The following is a 15,989-nucleotide window of genomic DNA, read 5'->3' as shown; positions in this document are numbered from 1 at the left end:
TTGGGCTAGCCCAGACAGCTTAACCTCTGGATCTCTAGTTATCAATGAACTTGTTGCACTTGACTTGACAATGTGCGTTTGCTTTAAGTATCTAATTTATACATTCAAAAACTCTTCAAAAGTCAAAACAGCAATGAGCTTGGGTTGGTTGCTACCATCCGGCTTGAATACCAGGGTCGTCCCTGCTGGAATATAGTAGCCATAGGCCTTGTCAAACTTGCCCTGGTGGGTAAATAAAATCGTTGATTTTCCAGCTTCAGGGACTTGAATGGTCCGATTCCGCAAGTTTTGTAAGGATTGCTCCAATTCCTGATCGTCAGAAAAATTCAAGGACCCTGTCAAATCTCGATTGATTTCCAAATTATCCCCGAATGCAGCCTGGGCATGCTGCCAGACGAAGTAATATTCAGAAGTAAGGATATGGTCAGCTTCTACCCCTAAATCCCGGTATTTTTGCCCATAGAGTCCCATCTTTTCTACGCTAGAATCAGAAATCCGCTGGCCATCATCGATAACCTGACCTTGTAGATTCTCCGGAACTGCTGTCCGCTCTCCGCCAGCCCCTGTATAGCGAAAAACAAAAACATAGCCTCCGTCTGACAGATTCTGACCCAAATTTGCAGGATTGACTACACTCGCAATATCCAAGGGTGTGGGGTCAGCCTCTAATGCTTGCTTTGAAGGCAATTGACTAGAAGTTTCAGCTGCTCCACTGCTTGAAGTCCCAGTAACAGCAGCTTCAGAATCTGATGATTGTGCAGAATTCTGACCTTGACTAAGCCCGCAGGCTACAAGAATCAAACTGAACAAGGATAAAAATAAAATTCGGCTAAATTTCATATCAACCTCCTGTATCCAACTTTTTTTACAAATATATCACTAATTATTCATAAAATCCAGAAAAACGCACCAAAAAAGACCAACTCTCGCTGGTCATGTACTCTGCTTTCTTGTAAAAAATCTTTTCAGGGCCTTCCAGGTTTCTTTCATATCTCCCGAACGCTGTTCAAATTCGCCCTCCTGTCTGCTCTGGACAGTGGCATTGAGAACTGCTCCCACTATGAGAAGATGGCTCAAGAGAATGAACCAAATCATGACAACCAGAAAGACCAAACTAGTCACCAGGCGGACATCGACCATCTTATCTGCCGAACGCTGAACATAGGTCGCCAACATATTCCCCAGACCAATAAAGACTCCCAGAACAAAAGCAGGTCCTGGCAAAACATAGCGTAGCTTGGGAATTTTTACATTGGGTAAAACATAGTAAAACATAATCAAACTAACCGCCAGGGCTAGATAAGCAATCCACTGGACCTGGCTAAAAATCCCCAGCAACCAATCATTGTCAATACCCAGATTGGACCGGATAAATTGGACAATGGCTTGGCCAAAGGTCAAGAGCGTAATGGACAAAATGAGAATAGTTTGGAGACCAAGCCCCATCAAGACACCTACAATCCGTGCAAGAATCACATTGCGGTGGTCTGTGACACCGTAGGCCTTGTTGACCGCCTTTTGTAAAATCATCATGCTCTTAGAGACCGTCCAGAGCGTTGTCATAATTGAAATTCCCAACCAAGAGGAGGAACGTTGGGTCAGGAGCAACCGCACCGTTGGCAAAACTGTCCCAGAAAACTGACTTGGAATAAATTCTTTGAGAATGGCCAGGATTTCTTCCACATCAAAGGGAAAGTAGGGCAGCAGATTAGCCAGAGTCAGCAAAATGGGAAAGCCTGAAATCAGCAAATAATAGGCCACTGCTACACTGGTCAAATCCACCTCTGCTGATCGATAAAAAGAAAAGAAGGACCCGAAAAAGGACTTGACCTTCTCAAAAAGTGTTTCCTTCTTCATCCTCTCTCCCCCTTTTTTATAGCATGAGTCTGTTTAATAAGTTCCCTCTTCGCCTTGACTGGTCAAGATAACAGGACCATTTTTGGTGATGACAAATTGGTGCTCGTATTGGCAAGATAAACCGCCATCCAAAGTTTTATGAGCCCAACCTGTTTTCATATCGGTGTCAATTTCCCAAGTACCTGTATTGATCATAGGTTCGATGGTCAAGACCATACCTTCGCGTAAACGGAGACCACGGCCTTTAATTCCGTAGTGAGGCACCATTGGTTCTTCGTGAAAGGTTGGACCAACCCCGTGACCAACCAAGTCACGGACTACACCATAGCCGAGACCTTCGGCATATTCTTGAATCGCCGCGCCAATATCACCAATCCGATTGCCAACAACAGCCTGCTCCATTCCACGATAGAGACATTCTTTAGTCACTTCCATCAGCTTGGTCACTTCTTCGGACACCTGACCAACTGCGTAAGCCCAGCAAGAATCCGCCACACCACCGCGATAGCTTTGGGTGATTTTCTTCATGGCTGCTACATCGTTAAAATTGAGTTTTGACACATCGACAACTGCTTTGTCCAATGGCTCACTCAGAACCATGTCCACCTTGAGCAAATCGCCTTCTTTGAGTTTGTAATGACGCGGAAAGGCATGAGCCACCTCGTCATTAAGACCACAACAAGTGGCATAAGGATAGTCCATGATTTCGCCATCTACACCGATTTGAAGGGGCAAAACATTCTTTTCCTTACAAGTCTTTCGGACATATTCTTCTACTTCCCACATGTCTACGCCCGGCTTAATCAGCTCACGCAATCCGATATGCACTCCAGCCAAGACGTCTCCTGCACGATTCATGGCATCAATTTCACGCTGTGATTTAATGGTAATCATTGGTTCTCCTCATTGATTTCTAATCTAAAGTCTGCTTTTTTCAAGCTAAATTTCAGGTAGTCCCGCGTCTTGTGACTATAACGGTCACTCCCGCGATAGTGGTCAACCTGCACAAAGCCAGCATTTCTGGCCACAGCCTGACTAGCAGCATTTTCCAGATGGGTGATGATGGTCAGCTCACGCAAGCCCAATTCATAAAAGGCCAAAAAGACCAGGTTGCGCACGGCCTCCGTCATCAGACCCTGCCTCCATTTTTCTTTTTTAAGGAAATAGCTGAGCTCCGCAGTCAGCTTGCTCTCGTCCATTTTTTCAAAACAGAGCGCACCGATTAGCTGCTGGGAAACCTTGTCCACCAAAGCCCAGTTGCCCAAGGGTTGGCGCATAAATTTCTCCACCATGGTCGCTACTGCCAAGTTCTTGTCGGGCAAAGCCGGAAAAATGAAAGGAATCTTTTCTGGCTTAGAAACCATCTGGTAAAAATCATCCCCATCTTCGTAGCGAAAAGGCCGTAAGATGAGGCGTTCTGTTTCAAATCTGGCAGTCGCTGCCAAGCCCATCCATATAGTCATCATCTATCTTGAGAGGCTGGAATGACTTCCAGCCTCCTTCTTTTATTCTTCTACTAGCTGGATGTCCGCACCCAGTTCTGTTAGTTTTTCGATAATATTGGAATAGCCCCGAAGGATAAATTCAATATTGGTGATTTCTGTCCGCCCTTGTGCCATCAAACCAGCGATGACCATGGCCGCACCTGCACGTAAATCCGTTGCTTTAACAGGCGCTCCAACCAAATTGTTTGGACCTTCAAAGGCAATGTGATTGCTGCGGGTCATGATTTTGGCACCCATATTTGACAATTCCTGAACATGTCCGACACGTTTTTCATAGATTGTATCGGTAATTGTCCCAGTCCCCTCTGCCTTGAGCAAGAGTGGGGTAATGGGTTGCTGCAAATCCGTCGCAAAGCCTGGGTAAGGCGCTGTTTTTATGCTGACTGCCTTAAGCTGCTCCTGTTTTTCAACAAAGATGCTATCCTCAGAAACAGTCATCCGAACGCCCATTTCCTCCAATTTGGCAATGAAACTTTCCAAGTGTTCGTAGAGCACATTGTCAATGCGGATACCTTCCCCAACTGCTGCTGCAAGTGCGATATAGGAACCTGCTTCAATCCGGTCAGGAATGACTTGGTGACGGGTACCATTCAAACGGTCAACACCTTCGATGGTAATGATGTCTGTACCAGCACCGCGAATATGGGCTCCCATGTTGTTCAAAAGAGTTGCTACGTCAATGATTTCTGGCTCACGCGCCGCATTTTCGATAACTGTCCGCCCTTCAGCCTTGACAGCCGCCAAAATGGTATTGATAGTCGCGCCAACACTGACAACATCCATAAAGATATGAGCCCCACGGATACGAGAACCATCCGTCGCCAAACGCATATACTCGCCCTCGTAGGTCGTTTCAGCGCCCATAGCAGCAAATGCTTTCAGATGCAAATCAATGGGACGAGGCCCCAGGTCACAACCACCTGGTAGACCGACCACTGCCCGTCCAAAACGACCTAACAGCGAACCGTAGAAATAATAAGAGGCCCGCAGACTATTGATTTTCCCGAAAGGCATGGGCATATCTTGCACACCACGCGGGTCAATCTCAAGAGTTTCGCCGTCACGTTTGACCGTTGCCCCCATAGTCTCCATAATATCAATCAAACTATCTACATCGGAAATAGCTGGCACACCATCCAGAGTTACAATCCCATCCGATAAAATAATGGCTGGAATCAATGCTACAACAGAGTTCTTAGCACCACTGACTGTAACAGTCCCTTTTAAAGGTTTCCCACCTTGAATTACAATTTTTCTCATACTAGAATTTCTCATTTCTAACTTTGCCCAAAAAGGCATACGTTTTATTTTACCACAAGCTTAGTGAAAATGCTAGTTATTTGAAATGAAAAGGGTAGCCCTTGCAGGCCCCCTTTGCTTTAATCGAATATTCTCTGGATACGCTCTTCTGCATCTTGCAAGTAGACTTCCAATTCATCCCGTGTCAAATAAGGCACACGGCCATAAAAAACATGGCCAAGAACTTGGGCGTCATTGCTATTGAAGAGCCAATCAGAGGTCAAAAACTTCATGGCTTGGTCAATCGGTGTCAAGCTGCCATCTGTATTCTGCGGTTGCCCTGTTGGAGTAAAGAACATGGCTTTTTTCGTGGAAAATAGCTGGCGCGGTTCATCGGATTCAAAGCTGTAGGCAAATCCATGCTGAAAAACACGGTCAACGTAGCCTTTCATGATAGCCGGCATCCCATTCCACCAAGACGGAAAAATGTAAACCAGCAAATCACTCTCCGCAATCAAGTCCATCTCAACTTGAACATCAGCTGGATAGGCAGCTGCATCGCGAACAAACTGACCATTTTTAATATGGATGGCATCCTCTCCACGCAATACAGGATCAAAACCCAGAGCATACAAATCACGTACAGTCACTTCTATCCCATTTTTTCGTAAAGCCTGCTCAACCCGCGCCACCAAGGCATGGGTAAAACTTTCTTTTCGAGGATGGGCAAATACAATCAGGGCTTTTTTCATCACAAGACCTCCCTATCAACTAGGCCAAGGCCTCTTTCAAAGCATCCACCTTATCCAGTCGTTCCCACGGAAGATCAATGTCTGTCCGTCCCATGTGTCCATAAGCCGCCGTCTGCTTATAAATCGGACGCTTGAGGTCTAACATTTGGATAATTCCCGCTGGGCGCAGGTCGAAAATCTGACGCACAGCTGCCTCTAATTTGCTTTCAGAAACAATGCTGGTGCCAAAGGCATCAATACGGACAGAAACAGGCTGGGCCACACCGATAGCATAGGCTAGCTGGACTTCTGCCTTCTTGGCAAATCCTGCCGCGACAATATTTTTGGCAATATAACGGGCTGCATAGGATGCTGAACGGTCAACCTTGGTCGCATCTTTACCAGAAAAGGCACCTCCACCATGACGAGCATAACCGCCATAGGTATCCACAATGATTTTACGACCAGTCAAACCAGAGTCACCTTGCGGACCACCGATCACAAAGCGCCCTGTAGGATTGATAAAGAACTTAGTTTGATCATCCAGATAATTTGCCGGAATAATCGCTTTAACGACCTGCTCAATCACATCTTGACGAATTTGTTCTTGACTGATCTCTGGGTCGTGCTGGGTCGAAATAACTACTGTATCAACACGAACAGGCTGATTATTTTCATCATACTCAACAGTTACTTGAGACTTGGCATCTGGACGAAGATAAGCAATTTCGCCTGATTTTCTCAACTCTGCCAAGCGACGAACCAACTGATGACTCAGTGAAATTGGCAATGGCATGAATTCAGGCGTTTCATCTACTGCAAAACCAAACATGAGCCCCTGGTCACCCGCCCCAATCAAATCCAGTGGATCTTGACTAGCATCTTGACGTGCCTCCAAGGCTTCATTAACCCCTTGCGCAATATCCGGTGATTGCTCCACCAATGACGGGTGCACCCCGACTGATTCTGCAGCAAAACCGTATTCGCCCTTGGTATAGCCAATCTCAGCAATGGTATCGCGCACCACGCGGTTAATGTCCACATAGGCTGTGGTCGAAATTTCGCCAAACACATGGACAGAACCTGTGTAAACAGCTGTCTCTGCTGCCACGTGGGCATCTGGATCCTGGGCTAAAATAGCATCCAAAATAGCATCTGAAATCTGGTCAGCAATCTTATCCGGATGCCCCTCCGAAACTGACTCAGACGTAAACAACTTACGTTCTGACATAAAAATGTCCCCCTTTTAAATAAATCTTGTTTGCTAAGAATTTCTGTTTTCCGATAGTTTCCTGAAGTGGTGCAGGCCGAAAGCGATCTCCTGCGGAGTTCCATTTCTTTTTGGCAAACCTAAGTCTTGCCAAGCCCTAGTCATAGAATGTAAACATTCTATGACTTTCACCACGGCGGAAACTATCCCCTTGCGACTTCGTCGCATATTCAACGAAATTTTCTTAGCGGGTTACGACACGAATCCGAGAAAATCGATATTATTTTCTTGGAGAAGTTAATAAGCCGCTTAGGAAGACCGCAGGATAGTGGCTTCCGTAGAAAATACGGAGCTTGCGACAGAAATTTTCTTAGCGGGTTAAAAAGTTACAAAGAACCAGTCGTAAACGACTGGTTCTTTGCGAGATTTCTTTGAAATCGAGCAAGGAAGATGATTTACATTGCTACAAATCATTAACCAGTGTTCAGACTGCCTTTTCGGGACTTAATAACCCCTCTAGTATAGCACATTTCTTACCAAAACGTGACCTTTTTAACAAATAAATCGTAAAAAAAGAGTTGCATCCTTACAACTCTCAGAACGTAGACAGACTATACTCTAAGTAAATAAACTGATTAGCTCTGCTAAGAAAAAATGAAATTTGATTTATTTTGCGAGCTGAGCGAGTCTAAACCGAGACTTTCCGCTGTGCTTAGACAGTCTGGGAGACTGTCTAAGGTGGGAAATCAAGAAAGTGAAACTTTCTCACTGCTCGGAGTATTTGAGACCTTAGTCTCAATGACTAGGTATGGAATTCCCTAGGTAGCTCAAACAGTCTGGGAGACTGTTTGAGGAGTAAACCCAGAAACAAGAAAGTTTACTACCGTCCGCCATCACCTCAGGAAAGTCCGAAAGGAGACTTTGTCTACAAACTCTTCCTCTTCTATATAAATTCTGCATCTTGAATAGCCTGTTTGACATCTTCTAATGGCAGATGAACCAGTTCACAGCCCTTCTCCTTGTAGAGATAGTGGGCATAGTCGTCCATACGGTACTCATTGATATAAACCACTCGTTTGCAGCCCACTTGCAGGAGCTGTTTGGAGCAATTCAGGCAGGGGAAATGTGTCACATAGGCAGTAAATCCTTTGGGGATACCTCGCTCTGCTCCTTGCAAAATCGCATTGACTTCTGCGTGGAGGGTTCGGGCACAGTGACCGTCAATCATCAGGCATTCTTGATCCAAACAATGCTCTGTACCAGAAACCGAACCATTATAGCCTGTTGCCACAACCTTGTTGTCTTTGACCAAGACCGCACCGACCTTGGCACGCTTGCAGGTAGCACGATTGGCAATCAAAAGCGCCTGCGCCGCAAAATACTCATCCCAAGCTAGACGGTTTGTTGACATAACTTATCCTTTCTATTCATCTAATAGCCGGTAAATTGCCGCCAAATCCTGCGCCGTGATAATACCAATCAGATCTTCTGGAGACTGAATATTGCCATGACCTTGGAGACTGACCAAGATGGTCGTCCGCTTGCGGCTTTCAAATTGGCTCATCACTTCATAAAGGCTGGTTTTGGCAGAGACTTGCACCACGCGAATACTGTCATCTTCACAGGCTAGGACATCCGCTAGGCTGGCCCGTTCCAATTTTTCTCGGATAGAGCCTGTCTCCTTGCTAGCCTTGGCAAGCCAGTTGGTCAATCCCTTGTCCGAAACCAAGCCTTGATAGGTATTTTGAGCGAAGATAGGAAATTTTGAAAAATGCTCCCTGTCCACTACTTCCAAGGCCTTAATCAGCTTGTCAGAGCCTTCAAAGGTAACGGGCTTAACTTTCTCAATCTGGCGCAAAAAGTTACCAATCGTCATGGGTTCTTGATACTGGGCGATGACCTTTTCCAAAACCTCAATCAACTCCTGCGAAGGCTGGGCCACCTCCTGCAAATTGGTGCGATTTTCATGGACCAAGAGATTACGGAGCTGACGAGCTACATAGAGCTTGTCCCAGTTGGCCTCGACTGGGTTGTGAGGGCTGAGTTCCTTGGCCTTGGCAAGCATGGATGCTACGTCGGCGTATTCACCATCTGGAACCTTGCAGACCTTGCGCAAGATTTTATCCAAGTCATTAAAGAGCTGTAAAAAACGTGTTTCACTCATGTTAATCTACCATGTGCGATTTGAGATAGGCATCGACCATACGCTCAGTCGCCTGCACAGAGTCCAAATGGGTACGCTCGTAGGAATGGCTGGACTCAATTCCTGCACCCAGCAGGGCGTGTTTAACATCTGCACCTGCTCGCATAGCCGCAGAAGCATCTGAACCATAGTAAGGATAAATGTCTAATTTGTAAGGAATGTTTTCCTTCTCAGCCAAGGAAACGAGGTGCTGACGCAATTCATAATGATAAGGACCGGAGCCATCTTTGACACAGATAGAAACCGTATATTCATCCGTCTGCTGGTCGTCTCCCATCGCTCCCATATCAACCGCTAGGTACTCTACAACCTTATCTGGCAGGCTAGAATTGGCACCGTAGCCGATTTCTTCATTGTTTGAAAAATAAAAATGGGTGGTATAAGGCAGGGTGATACCCTCTTCCTTGTAGGTCTTGAGCAGGTTGATGAGAATGGCTGCCGAAACCTTGTCATCCAAATGGCGGCTCTTGATAAAGCCAGTCTCTGTAACTACCGTACGCGGATCGAAGGAAATGAAATCTCCGACTTCAATACCCAAAGCGCGCGTCTCATCCGCAGAGCTTACTTTTTCGTCCAGTCGGATTTCCATATTGGTCTGATTGCGCTCAGCGGTATTAGCATCGCGGTAGACATGGACAGAAGTCTGGTGCATGAGAATGGTCCCCGTAAAGACCTTGCCGTTTTTCGCACAGTGAATCAGGCAGTTTTCACCTTCAATAGAAGGGTAGCCAAATCCTCCCACCAAATCCATTTTAATCCGACCGTCTGGTTTAATGGCCCGAACCATTGCTCCGAGTGTGTCTAGATGAGCAGTGACAATGCGGTGTTGTTGGTCACTTTCCCCCAGCACCGAAACCAGAATGCCGCCTTTAGCAGTCTTGGTCGCCTGATAGCCGAAGGACTCGACCTCGCTCTTGATATAGTTCATAATGTCCGTCGTAAAGCCCGTTGGCGACGGTGTATTGGTTAATTTTACAATATAATCTACTGTTTGCATGGAAACCTCCTGTTTGTAAGACTATTATACCACTTTTAGCCATTTATTTTGCTATAATGAAAGCATGAAAACCTATCAAAAAATTTATCTTCTTTTGGTCGAGCGACAGGATTATATCAGCGGTGAAGAAATTGCTCAAGAATTGGGGGTCTCTCGGACTTCGGTTTGGAAAGCTATTCGCCAGCTGGAAATGCATGGATTGACCATCGAGGCTGCCCGCAATCGAGGTTACAAGCTGGTGGAAGGCGATTTGCTCTTGCCCGATGTGATTGCTGAGGCCTTGCAGATTCCTGTCTACATCAAGGGCGATAGCGACTCTACCCAATTAGATGCCAAACAAGGTATCGAAAGCGGTCACCCCAGCCCTGCCCTCTATCTGGCTCCCCATCAAAACAAGGCCAAGGGGCGGTTCGGGCGCCCATTTTACGCCTCAAAATCCGGTGGCATCTATATGTCTCTCAGACTATCACCCAATGTTCCCTTCTTGGAATTCAAGCCCTACACCATCTTGGTGGCAGCCGCGGTTGTGAAAGCTATCCAAGAATTGAGCGACTTGGACGTGCAAATCAAGTGGGTCAATGATATTTATCTGGGCAAGAAAAAAGTCGCTGGCATCCTGACCGAAGCCATTTCTTCCATGGAAAGTCAGACCATTACAGACGTCATCATCGGCGTTGGCATCAACGTGCATATTGATGATTTTCCAAAAGAGTTGAAAGAAACAGCAGGAAATCTCTTTGAGGACCACCCCCCCTTTACCCGCAATCAACTCATCACAGCCATCTGGCAGGCCTTCTTCCACACAGATGAGCGGGAATTGATTGCCCTCTATAAAGAAAAATCACTTGTCGTTGGCCAACAAGTGAGCTTTGTCGAAAATAATGTGACTTTCAAGGGCACAGCCATCGCCGTTACCGATACTGGAAACCTGGTCATTCAACTGGACAATGGCAAGGCCAAAATGATTTCTAGCGGAGAAATCAGCCTTTCTTCTTGGACGGACCATTAAAGAGGCGTATGAATTGCGTAACCTTATAGGCAAAATGAAGGTTGCGGATGACGATAAAGGCATAGATGCCCGCAATCAAAAAATCCCCAGCCAAAATCGAGGCATTCATAAAATAAGTCGCTAAAATCGTAGTCAATGCTAAAAATAGAAAATGTGATAGTTTCATACAATAGATTATAGCAAAAAATTCAGACAATGGCTGATTTTTGTGTCACAAACATCTTTCATGTCAAAAATCTCCAATTTGCACAGCCCGACATTGAATTTTTATAGCACAATGAAACAAAAACAGTACATTTGTGGTATAATGTATTTATGGCATATTCATTAGATTTTCGTAAAAAAGTTCTCGCATACTGTGAGAAAACAGGCAGTATTACTGAAGCATCTGTTGTTTTCGATATTTCACGCAACACCATCTATCAATGGCTAAAATTAATGGAGACTACTGGCGAGCTTCATCACCAAGTTAAGGGAACCAAACCAAGAAAAGTTGATAGAGAAAAATTAAAGAACTATCTTGAAGCTCATCCAGATGCTTTTTTGACTGAAATAGCTTCTGAATTTGGTTGTCATCCAACAGCTATTCATTACGCTCTCAAAGCTATGGGTTATACTCGAAAAAAAAGAGCTGTACCTACTATGAACAAGATCCTGAGAAAGTAAATCAGTTCCTTAAAGAATTTAATAACTTAAGTCACTTGACACCTGTTTATATTGACGAGACAGGGTTTGAGATATATTTTCATCGAGAATATGGTCGATCTTTGAAAGGTCAGTTGATCACTGGTCAGGTCTCTGGAAGAAGATTCCAGCGGATATCTTTAGTCGCAGGTCTTATAAACGGTGAGATTATAGCCCCAATGACCTACAAAGAAACCATGACTAGTGACTTTTTCGAAGCTTGGTTTAAAACATTCTTACTGCCCACTTTAGATAGACCATCTGTTATCATTATGGACAATGCAAGGTTTCATCGGATGAGTAAGCTAAAAGAGTTATGCAAGGAGCAGGGTCATAGACTTTTACCACTTCCTCCTTACTCACCTGAGTATAATCCCATTGAGAAAACATGGGCTCAAATTAAAAAATACCTCAGAAAAGTATTGCCAAATTGCGATACTTTTCTGAGGTATTTTTGTCCTGTTCTTGTTTCAATTAATTATACAACCAAGAAACTGCTCAGCTCTTTATCATGGAAAACGATAAACTTGTAAAAACCAAATCGTAAGAAGAAACAAAAATCAATCACGGCAACAAAATGATAGACTGCCTTGATTGATTTTTTTTATATAGCAGAGAAGTTCTAATCCTCCACAATTTCCACTGTGTCTGCCAAAAATCCAAATTCCTCTGGCACGGGGCTTTCTTCTTTCTCAACAGTTTGCGCCTTGGCTCCTTTGGCCTTGGCTGAAAATTCCGCCCGAATGGACAACCAATCTTCGTGGGCGATGGCCAAGATTTGCGGTGAAAATCCGGCAGCCTTGCTGAGAATATTGCCAAACATGGTATTGAGATTGTCCCGTTTCATGGTTTGTTCAGCATTAAGCGGGGACTCAAAGGCTAAAATTGCGTGATTTTCATTGGCAGCAACCGGCTGTGAACCGACTAGCAAGGCACGGTCTGCACCAGACAAACTCTCGATAATCTCGCCCCAAGCATTTTGTAGGCGGGTCAAATTTTCACGCGCCTGAGCTGGATTTTCCATGGCCTCTTGCAAAATAGCATGAACCTTACTGGTGTCTAATTTGTATTTCTTAGGTGCCTGTGGCTTGCGGGAAACCGGCTTGACTTGGACAGGCTGGCTAGATAAATTAGCCAATTGTTGCTGCAAGTCTGCCACCTGCTGCTGGAGCTTGGTCAATTGCTGGACCAAATCGTCTGGTAGCTCTGCCATTGCTCCAAAAGACGAACCGTCCTCAGCCAAGCGAATGGTCATCATCTCGGCGTAAATCTTGGGCTGGGGACTGGTCTTAATGTCGCTCAAGCCCTTAGTCACCTGCTCAATCATGGCAAAAATCCGCGCTTGAGGCAGGGCCAAATTTTCCGTAAAACCTACGGTTAAGTGCGTATCCTCGCCACCGGTCTGAACCACGAGCATGTCCCGCAGATAATGGAGCAAGTCCGTCGCAAACCGGCTCATGCTCTTGCCTTGATCGAACAAGGTCTGTAAGTGACTGAGGGCCTCTAGGCTATCTGCTTGACGAAGGCTGGTCACATAATCATCCAGCGCCTTCAAACTGATAGAGCCTGTGATTTCCTCAGCGATAGCCAGGGTGATTTCTTGATTGGGACTGAGACTGAGAGCTTGATCGAGGATTGACAGGGCATCCCGCATCCCACCTTCTGCCCGACGGGCAATGACAGTCAGAGCTTGGCTGTCAAAGGTAAGACCTTCCTTGGTCAAAATTGCCGCCAGATGCGCCTGAATGTCGGTCACCTTGATAGACTTAAATTCAAATCGTTGCACCCTGGACAAAATGGTCGCTGGAATTTTGTGCAACTCCGTCGTCGCAAGAATAAAGACCACATTTTCCGTCGGCTCCTCCAAGGTCTTCAAGAGTGCATTAAAAGCCCCAGTCGACAGCATGTGGACCTCGTCAATGATATAAACCTTGTAGGTTGCAAGGCTAGGTGCATAAGTTGACTTGTCCCGAATATCACGGATTTCATCGACACCATTATTGGATGCCGCGTCAATCTCAATCACATCCTCCAGACTGCCCTCGGTAATGGCCTGACAGATATAGCAATCATTACAAGGCTCACCCGCCACCTGATTGGGACAGTTCATGGCCTTGGCGAAAATCTTGGCAGCCGAAGTCTTACCCGTTCCACGAGGACCCGAAAAGAGGTAGGCATGGCTGATTTTACCCTGCTCAATGGCCTGCTTGAGTGTAGTCGCTACCACCTCCTGCCCCACCATTTCTCCAAAGGTCTGGCTCCGGTATTTCCGATATAAAGCTTGGTACATTACCCTTTTTCTCCAAACATAGCAAAATTCCAATTTGTCTTGTCCACTAGGAGGGCGACAAATTTCTCAAGGTATTCTTGGTCAATGGCATCATAATCCGCAACCAGTCTGGAATCCAAGTCCAAAACGCCCAAGAGCTGACTGTTTTTCACCATAGGCACCACGATTTCGGACATGGCTGCCGCATCGCAGGAGATGTAGTTAGCGTGGGTCCGGACATCGTCTACGATAATGGTCTGACGTTTCTCTGCCGATTCCCCACAGACACCCTTTCCAAGGGCAATGTGAACGCAAGATACGCCACCCTGAAATGGCCCCAAAATCAATTCCTGCCCATCATACAAGTAAAAACCTGTAAAGATAGAGTGAGGCAAAGCTTGATTGAGCAGAGCCGAGGCATTGGACAAATTAGCTAGCGCATTGGTTTCTCCGTCGAGGAGGGCTTCCAATTGAGCCAGCAAGAGTTGATACTGTGCGATTTTTTCTTGATTTTTCATAGAATTATTATAGCACAGAATGAGGAACATTTATAGTTCCAAGTAAAAAAGAAAAAGGCTTGCGCCTACTTCATCACCCACAAGAGGATAGCCAGGTCAATCAGGACCCCAACTGTCCAAGCCAATTTAAAATACCATTTTTGGGTCTTGTGACGGAAACGATTGCCACCTGCCCAAGCACCCAGACCACCGCCCAGGTAAGACATCAAGAGCAGAGTCTTTTCAGAAATCCGATAGGCACCCTTTCTGGCCTTGCCCTTGTCCATACCGTAAGTCAGAAAGACCACCAGGTTCCACACTAACAACAGCATGGCCACAACTTGTTTACTGTCCATTTTTCTCTCTTTCTACTTTCGCTCAATAAAATTCAATCTGGCCGACGGTCAATCCTGCCCAAGCTCTTATTTATCGAGTTGGATTGACATCGAAGATAATTTTCACAGAGCATTACCACTTCCACTTTACCATACTATCCTGATAGAGACAAGAAAAAAACGATTCAGAAAATCTGAACCGTCTTTTAGATATCGTCTAAAGTATCCTGCAACCAATTCAGTTGGGCACGATTTCGAGCAATTGCTCGATTTAGAATCAAGTATCTTCCGAAATTCTCGCGAATCGCTTCCTTATCAGAAAACAGGTGATTTTTCCGATCTTCTAGATGGCGCAAATGCTTGTCAACCAGCTCAATCTGGCCTTCCAATAAAACTGGAATCCGTCTATCATTGCGGTTGCGAATGAAGAACAATTTCAAGGAGAAAATATCTTTCTGCTGCGGTGTGTCTTCATTTGGGACAGACAACCACTCATCTAAGATTTTCATTCCCTCTTCGGTCATCGCATACTGCTTTTCCTTATCGTTACCAGGTACTGGATGACAGGTAATCCATTGGTCGCTGGTCATCCGCTTCAACTCTGGATAGACTTGACTATGGGCTACTTGCCAAAATTCTCCCAAATCACGCTGGACGAACTCTGTTATTTGTTTTCCTGTTACCATACTATCACTGGAAGCCATAATCCCTAAAATGATATTGGGCAACACTCTCTGCTTCGGCATCTTAACCACGCTCTCTCAAAATACTCTCCACCTTGGTATTTATCAAGTCAATAGCCACGACATTGGAAACCCCCTCAGGGATGACAATGTCGGCATAACGTTTGGTTGGCTCGATAAATTGGTGATACATAGGTTTCACTACCGAGGTGTATTGATCAATAATACTATCCAAACTCCGCCCGCGTTCTAACATGTCTCTCTTGATCCGACGAATAATACGAATGTCATCGTCTGTATCCACAAAAATTTTAATATCCATCAAATCGCGAAGACGCTGATCCTCAAGTACCAAGATTCCTTCTACAATAAAGACATCTTGAGGGTCTTGACGATAGGTTTTGTCAGAACGAGTGTGTTGGGTATAGTCATAAATCGGAATGTCCACTGCTCGACCTGCTAACAGTTCTCCTATATGATAAATCATGAGATCTGTGTCAAAAGCCAGTGGATGGTCGTAATTGGTTAAGATACGTTCTTCAAATGTCAGGTGAGATTGATTCTTATAGTAAGAATCATGTTCAATCATTGAAATTCGTGCATCAGGAAAATTATCCAAGATCGCGCGAGACACACTGGTCTTGCCGCCGCCCGATCCACCTGTTACGCCAATAATAATCGGTTTCTGTGTCATATCAACTCCTTCTCTTATCAATACTATTTTAACACGAAACGTGCTATAATGAAAAGAATAACACATAAAGAAATGA

At 45.2% G+C, this 15,989-nt stretch carries 17 protein-coding genes and 1 pseudogene; 2 read left to right on the top strand and 16 right to left on the bottom strand.

Features of this window, described 5'->3' with window-relative positions:
• Positions 1–96 precede the first annotated feature (96 nt).
• The 10 genes from ACHBID_RS07290 to ACHBID_RS07245 form a co-directional block, all read right to left on the bottom strand.
• Positions 97–840, bottom strand: coding sequence for a hypothetical protein (locus ACHBID_RS07290; RefSeq protein ID WP_105161286.1), 744 nt, complete (start codon positions 838–840; stop codon positions 97–99).
• 93 nt (positions 841–933) lie between these two features.
• On the bottom strand, positions 934–1,857 hold the full coding sequence (locus ACHBID_RS07285) for a YihY/virulence factor BrkB family protein (protein WP_105110224.1): 924 nt from the start codon (positions 1,855–1,857) through the stop codon (positions 934–936).
• 33 nt (positions 1,858–1,890) lie between these two features.
• Complete coding sequence (locus ACHBID_RS07280) at positions 1,891–2,751, bottom strand: methionyl aminopeptidase (protein WP_394719147.1); 861 nt, start codon at positions 2,749–2,751, stop codon at positions 1,891–1,893.
• Entirely contained in the window at positions 2,748–3,320 is a 573-nt protein-coding gene (locus ACHBID_RS07275) for a GNAT family N-acetyltransferase (protein ID WP_394732330.1), read from the bottom strand. The genes ACHBID_RS07280 and ACHBID_RS07275 overlap by 4 nt, the downstream gene beginning before the upstream one ends.
• A 42-nt stretch (positions 3,321–3,362) precedes the next feature.
• Positions 3,363–4,622, bottom strand: coding sequence for a UDP-N-acetylglucosamine 1-carboxyvinyltransferase (locus ACHBID_RS07270; RefSeq protein ID WP_105110226.1), 1,260 nt, complete (start codon positions 4,620–4,622; stop codon positions 3,363–3,365).
• A 119-nt stretch (positions 4,623–4,741) separates the two neighbouring features.
• On the bottom strand, positions 4,742–5,341 hold the full coding sequence (locus ACHBID_RS07265) for an NAD(P)H-dependent oxidoreductase (RefSeq protein WP_306455679.1): 600 nt from the start codon (positions 5,339–5,341) through the stop codon (positions 4,742–4,744).
• A gap of 31 nt (positions 5,342–5,372) precedes the next feature.
• Positions 5,373–6,563, bottom strand: a complete 1,191-nt coding sequence (metK, locus tag ACHBID_RS07260) for a methionine adenosyltransferase (protein WP_257104772.1) — start codon at positions 6,561–6,563, stop codon at positions 5,373–5,375.
• A gap of 922 nt (positions 6,564–7,485) precedes the next feature.
• Complete coding sequence (locus tag ACHBID_RS07255; protein ID WP_105161282.1) at positions 7,486–7,953, bottom strand: cytidine/deoxycytidylate deaminase family protein; 468 nt, start codon at positions 7,951–7,953, stop codon at positions 7,486–7,488.
• Between the two features lie 12 nt (positions 7,954–7,965).
• Positions 7,966–8,706, bottom strand: coding sequence for a CBS domain-containing protein (locus ACHBID_RS07250; RefSeq protein WP_105161281.1), 741 nt, complete (start codon positions 8,704–8,706; stop codon positions 7,966–7,968).
• A 1-nt stretch (position 8,707) separates the two neighbouring features.
• Entirely contained in the window at positions 8,708–9,742 is a 1,035-nt protein-coding gene (locus ACHBID_RS07245) for a M42 family metallopeptidase (protein ID WP_105136804.1), read from the bottom strand.
• A gap of 64 nt (positions 9,743–9,806) precedes the next feature.
• Here ACHBID_RS07245 and birA point away from each other — a divergent pair, with 64 nt between their 5' ends.
• Complete coding sequence (gene birA, locus ACHBID_RS07240) at positions 9,807–10,751, top strand: bifunctional biotin--[acetyl-CoA-carboxylase] ligase/biotin operon repressor BirA (RefSeq protein ID WP_105161280.1); 945 nt, start codon at positions 9,807–9,809, stop codon at positions 10,749–10,751.
• Here birA and ACHBID_RS07235 read toward each other — a convergent pair.
• Positions 10,723–10,917, bottom strand: coding sequence for a DUF3272 family protein (locus ACHBID_RS07235; RefSeq protein WP_105123476.1), 195 nt, complete (start codon positions 10,915–10,917; stop codon positions 10,723–10,725). The genes birA and ACHBID_RS07235 overlap by 29 nt on opposite strands.
• A gap of 149 nt (positions 10,918–11,066) precedes the next feature.
• Here ACHBID_RS07235 and ACHBID_RS07230 point away from each other — a divergent pair.
• A pseudogene (locus tag ACHBID_RS07230) lies at positions 11,067–11,913 on the top strand (IS630 family transposase).
• A gap of 144 nt (positions 11,914–12,057) precedes the next feature.
• Here ACHBID_RS07230 and dnaX read toward each other — a convergent pair.
• From dnaX to udk, 5 genes are all read right to left on the bottom strand, one after another.
• Positions 12,058–13,725 (bottom strand): DNA polymerase III subunit gamma/tau, encoded by a 1,668-nt coding sequence (gene dnaX / locus ACHBID_RS07225; RefSeq protein ID WP_105161279.1) that lies wholly within the window; start codon positions 13,723–13,725, stop codon positions 12,058–12,060.
• Positions 13,725–14,222 carry a GAF domain-containing protein gene (locus ACHBID_RS07220; protein ID WP_105161290.1) on the bottom strand — a complete coding sequence of 166 codons (498 nt, stop codon included), beginning with the start codon at positions 14,220–14,222 and terminating at the stop codon, positions 13,725–13,727. The genes dnaX and ACHBID_RS07220 overlap by 1 nt, the downstream gene beginning before the upstream one ends.
• Positions 14,223–14,287: 65 nt before the next feature.
• Positions 14,288–14,557, bottom strand: a complete 270-nt coding sequence (locus ACHBID_RS07215) for a DUF1294 domain-containing protein (RefSeq protein ID WP_105111262.1) — start codon at positions 14,555–14,557, stop codon at positions 14,288–14,290.
• A 185-nt stretch (positions 14,558–14,742) separates the two neighbouring features.
• A complete protein-coding gene (locus tag ACHBID_RS07210) occupies positions 14,743–15,282 on the bottom strand; it encodes a PadR family transcriptional regulator (RefSeq protein ID WP_172009443.1) in 540 nt (179 codons plus the stop codon).
• Position 15,283: 1 nt separating this feature from the next.
• Positions 15,284–15,913, bottom strand: coding sequence for a uridine kinase (gene udk / locus ACHBID_RS07205; protein ID WP_105123473.1), 630 nt, complete (start codon positions 15,911–15,913; stop codon positions 15,284–15,286).
• Positions 15,914–15,989 lie beyond the last annotated feature (76 nt).

The organism is Streptococcus sp. A25 (genome assembly GCF_043674095.1).
In the GTDB taxonomy this organism is placed as follows: Bacteria; Bacillota; Bacilli; order Lactobacillales; family Streptococcaceae; genus Streptococcus; species Streptococcus suis_V.
Note: the sequence above shows the minus strand (reverse complement) of the source record. Positions and strands in the feature narration are given on the sequence as shown.

Coding starts and splice junctions, on each gene's coding strand:
- birA (WP_105161280.1), top strand. CDS start 9,807: ATGAAAACCTATCAAAAAATTTATCTTCTTTTGGTCGAGCGACAGGAT.
- ACHBID_RS07215 (WP_105111262.1), bottom strand. CDS start 14,557: ATGGACAGTAAACAAGTTGTGGCCATGCTGTTGTTAGTGTGGAACCTG.
- ACHBID_RS07285 (WP_105110224.1), bottom strand. CDS start 1,857: ATGAAGAAGGAAACACTTTTTGAGAAGGTCAAGTCCTTTTTCGGGTCC.
- ACHBID_RS07290 (WP_105161286.1), bottom strand. CDS start 840: ATGAAATTTAGCCGAATTTTATTTTTATCCTTGTTCAGTTTGATTCTT.
- ACHBID_RS07270 (WP_105110226.1), bottom strand. CDS start 4,622: ATGAGAAAAATTGTAATTCAAGGTGGGAAACCTTTAAAAGGGACTGTT.
- udk (WP_105123473.1), bottom strand. CDS start 15,913: ATGACACAGAAACCGATTATTATTGGCGTAACAGGTGGATCGGGCGGC.
- ACHBID_RS07280 (WP_394719147.1), bottom strand. CDS start 2,751: ATGATTACCATTAAATCACAGCGTGAAATTGATGCCATGAATCGTGCA.
- ACHBID_RS07245 (WP_105136804.1), bottom strand. CDS start 9,742: ATGCAAACAGTAGATTATATTGTAAAATTAACCAATACACCGTCGCCA.
- ACHBID_RS07250 (WP_105161281.1), bottom strand. CDS start 8,706: ATGAGTGAAACACGTTTTTTACAGCTCTTTAATGACTTGGATAAAATC.
- dnaX (WP_105161279.1), bottom strand. CDS start 13,725: ATGTACCAAGCTTTATATCGGAAATACCGGAGCCAGACCTTTGGAGAA.
- ACHBID_RS07210 (WP_172009443.1), bottom strand. CDS start 15,282: ATGCCGAAGCAGAGAGTGTTGCCCAATATCATTTTAGGGATTATGGCT.
- ACHBID_RS07255 (WP_105161282.1), bottom strand. CDS start 7,953: ATGTCAACAAACCGTCTAGCTTGGGATGAGTATTTTGCGGCGCAGGCG.
- ACHBID_RS07235 (WP_105123476.1), bottom strand. CDS start 10,917: ATGAAACTATCACATTTTCTATTTTTAGCATTGACTACGATTTTAGCG.
- ACHBID_RS07275 (WP_394732330.1), bottom strand. CDS start 3,320: ATGACTATATGGATGGGCTTGGCAGCGACTGCCAGATTTGAAACAGAA.
- metK (WP_257104772.1), bottom strand. CDS start 6,563: ATGTCAGAACGTAAGTTGTTTACGTCTGAGTCAGTTTCGGAGGGGCAT.
- ACHBID_RS07220 (WP_105161290.1), bottom strand. CDS start 14,222: ATGAAAAATCAAGAAAAAATCGCACAGTATCAACTCTTGCTGGCTCAA.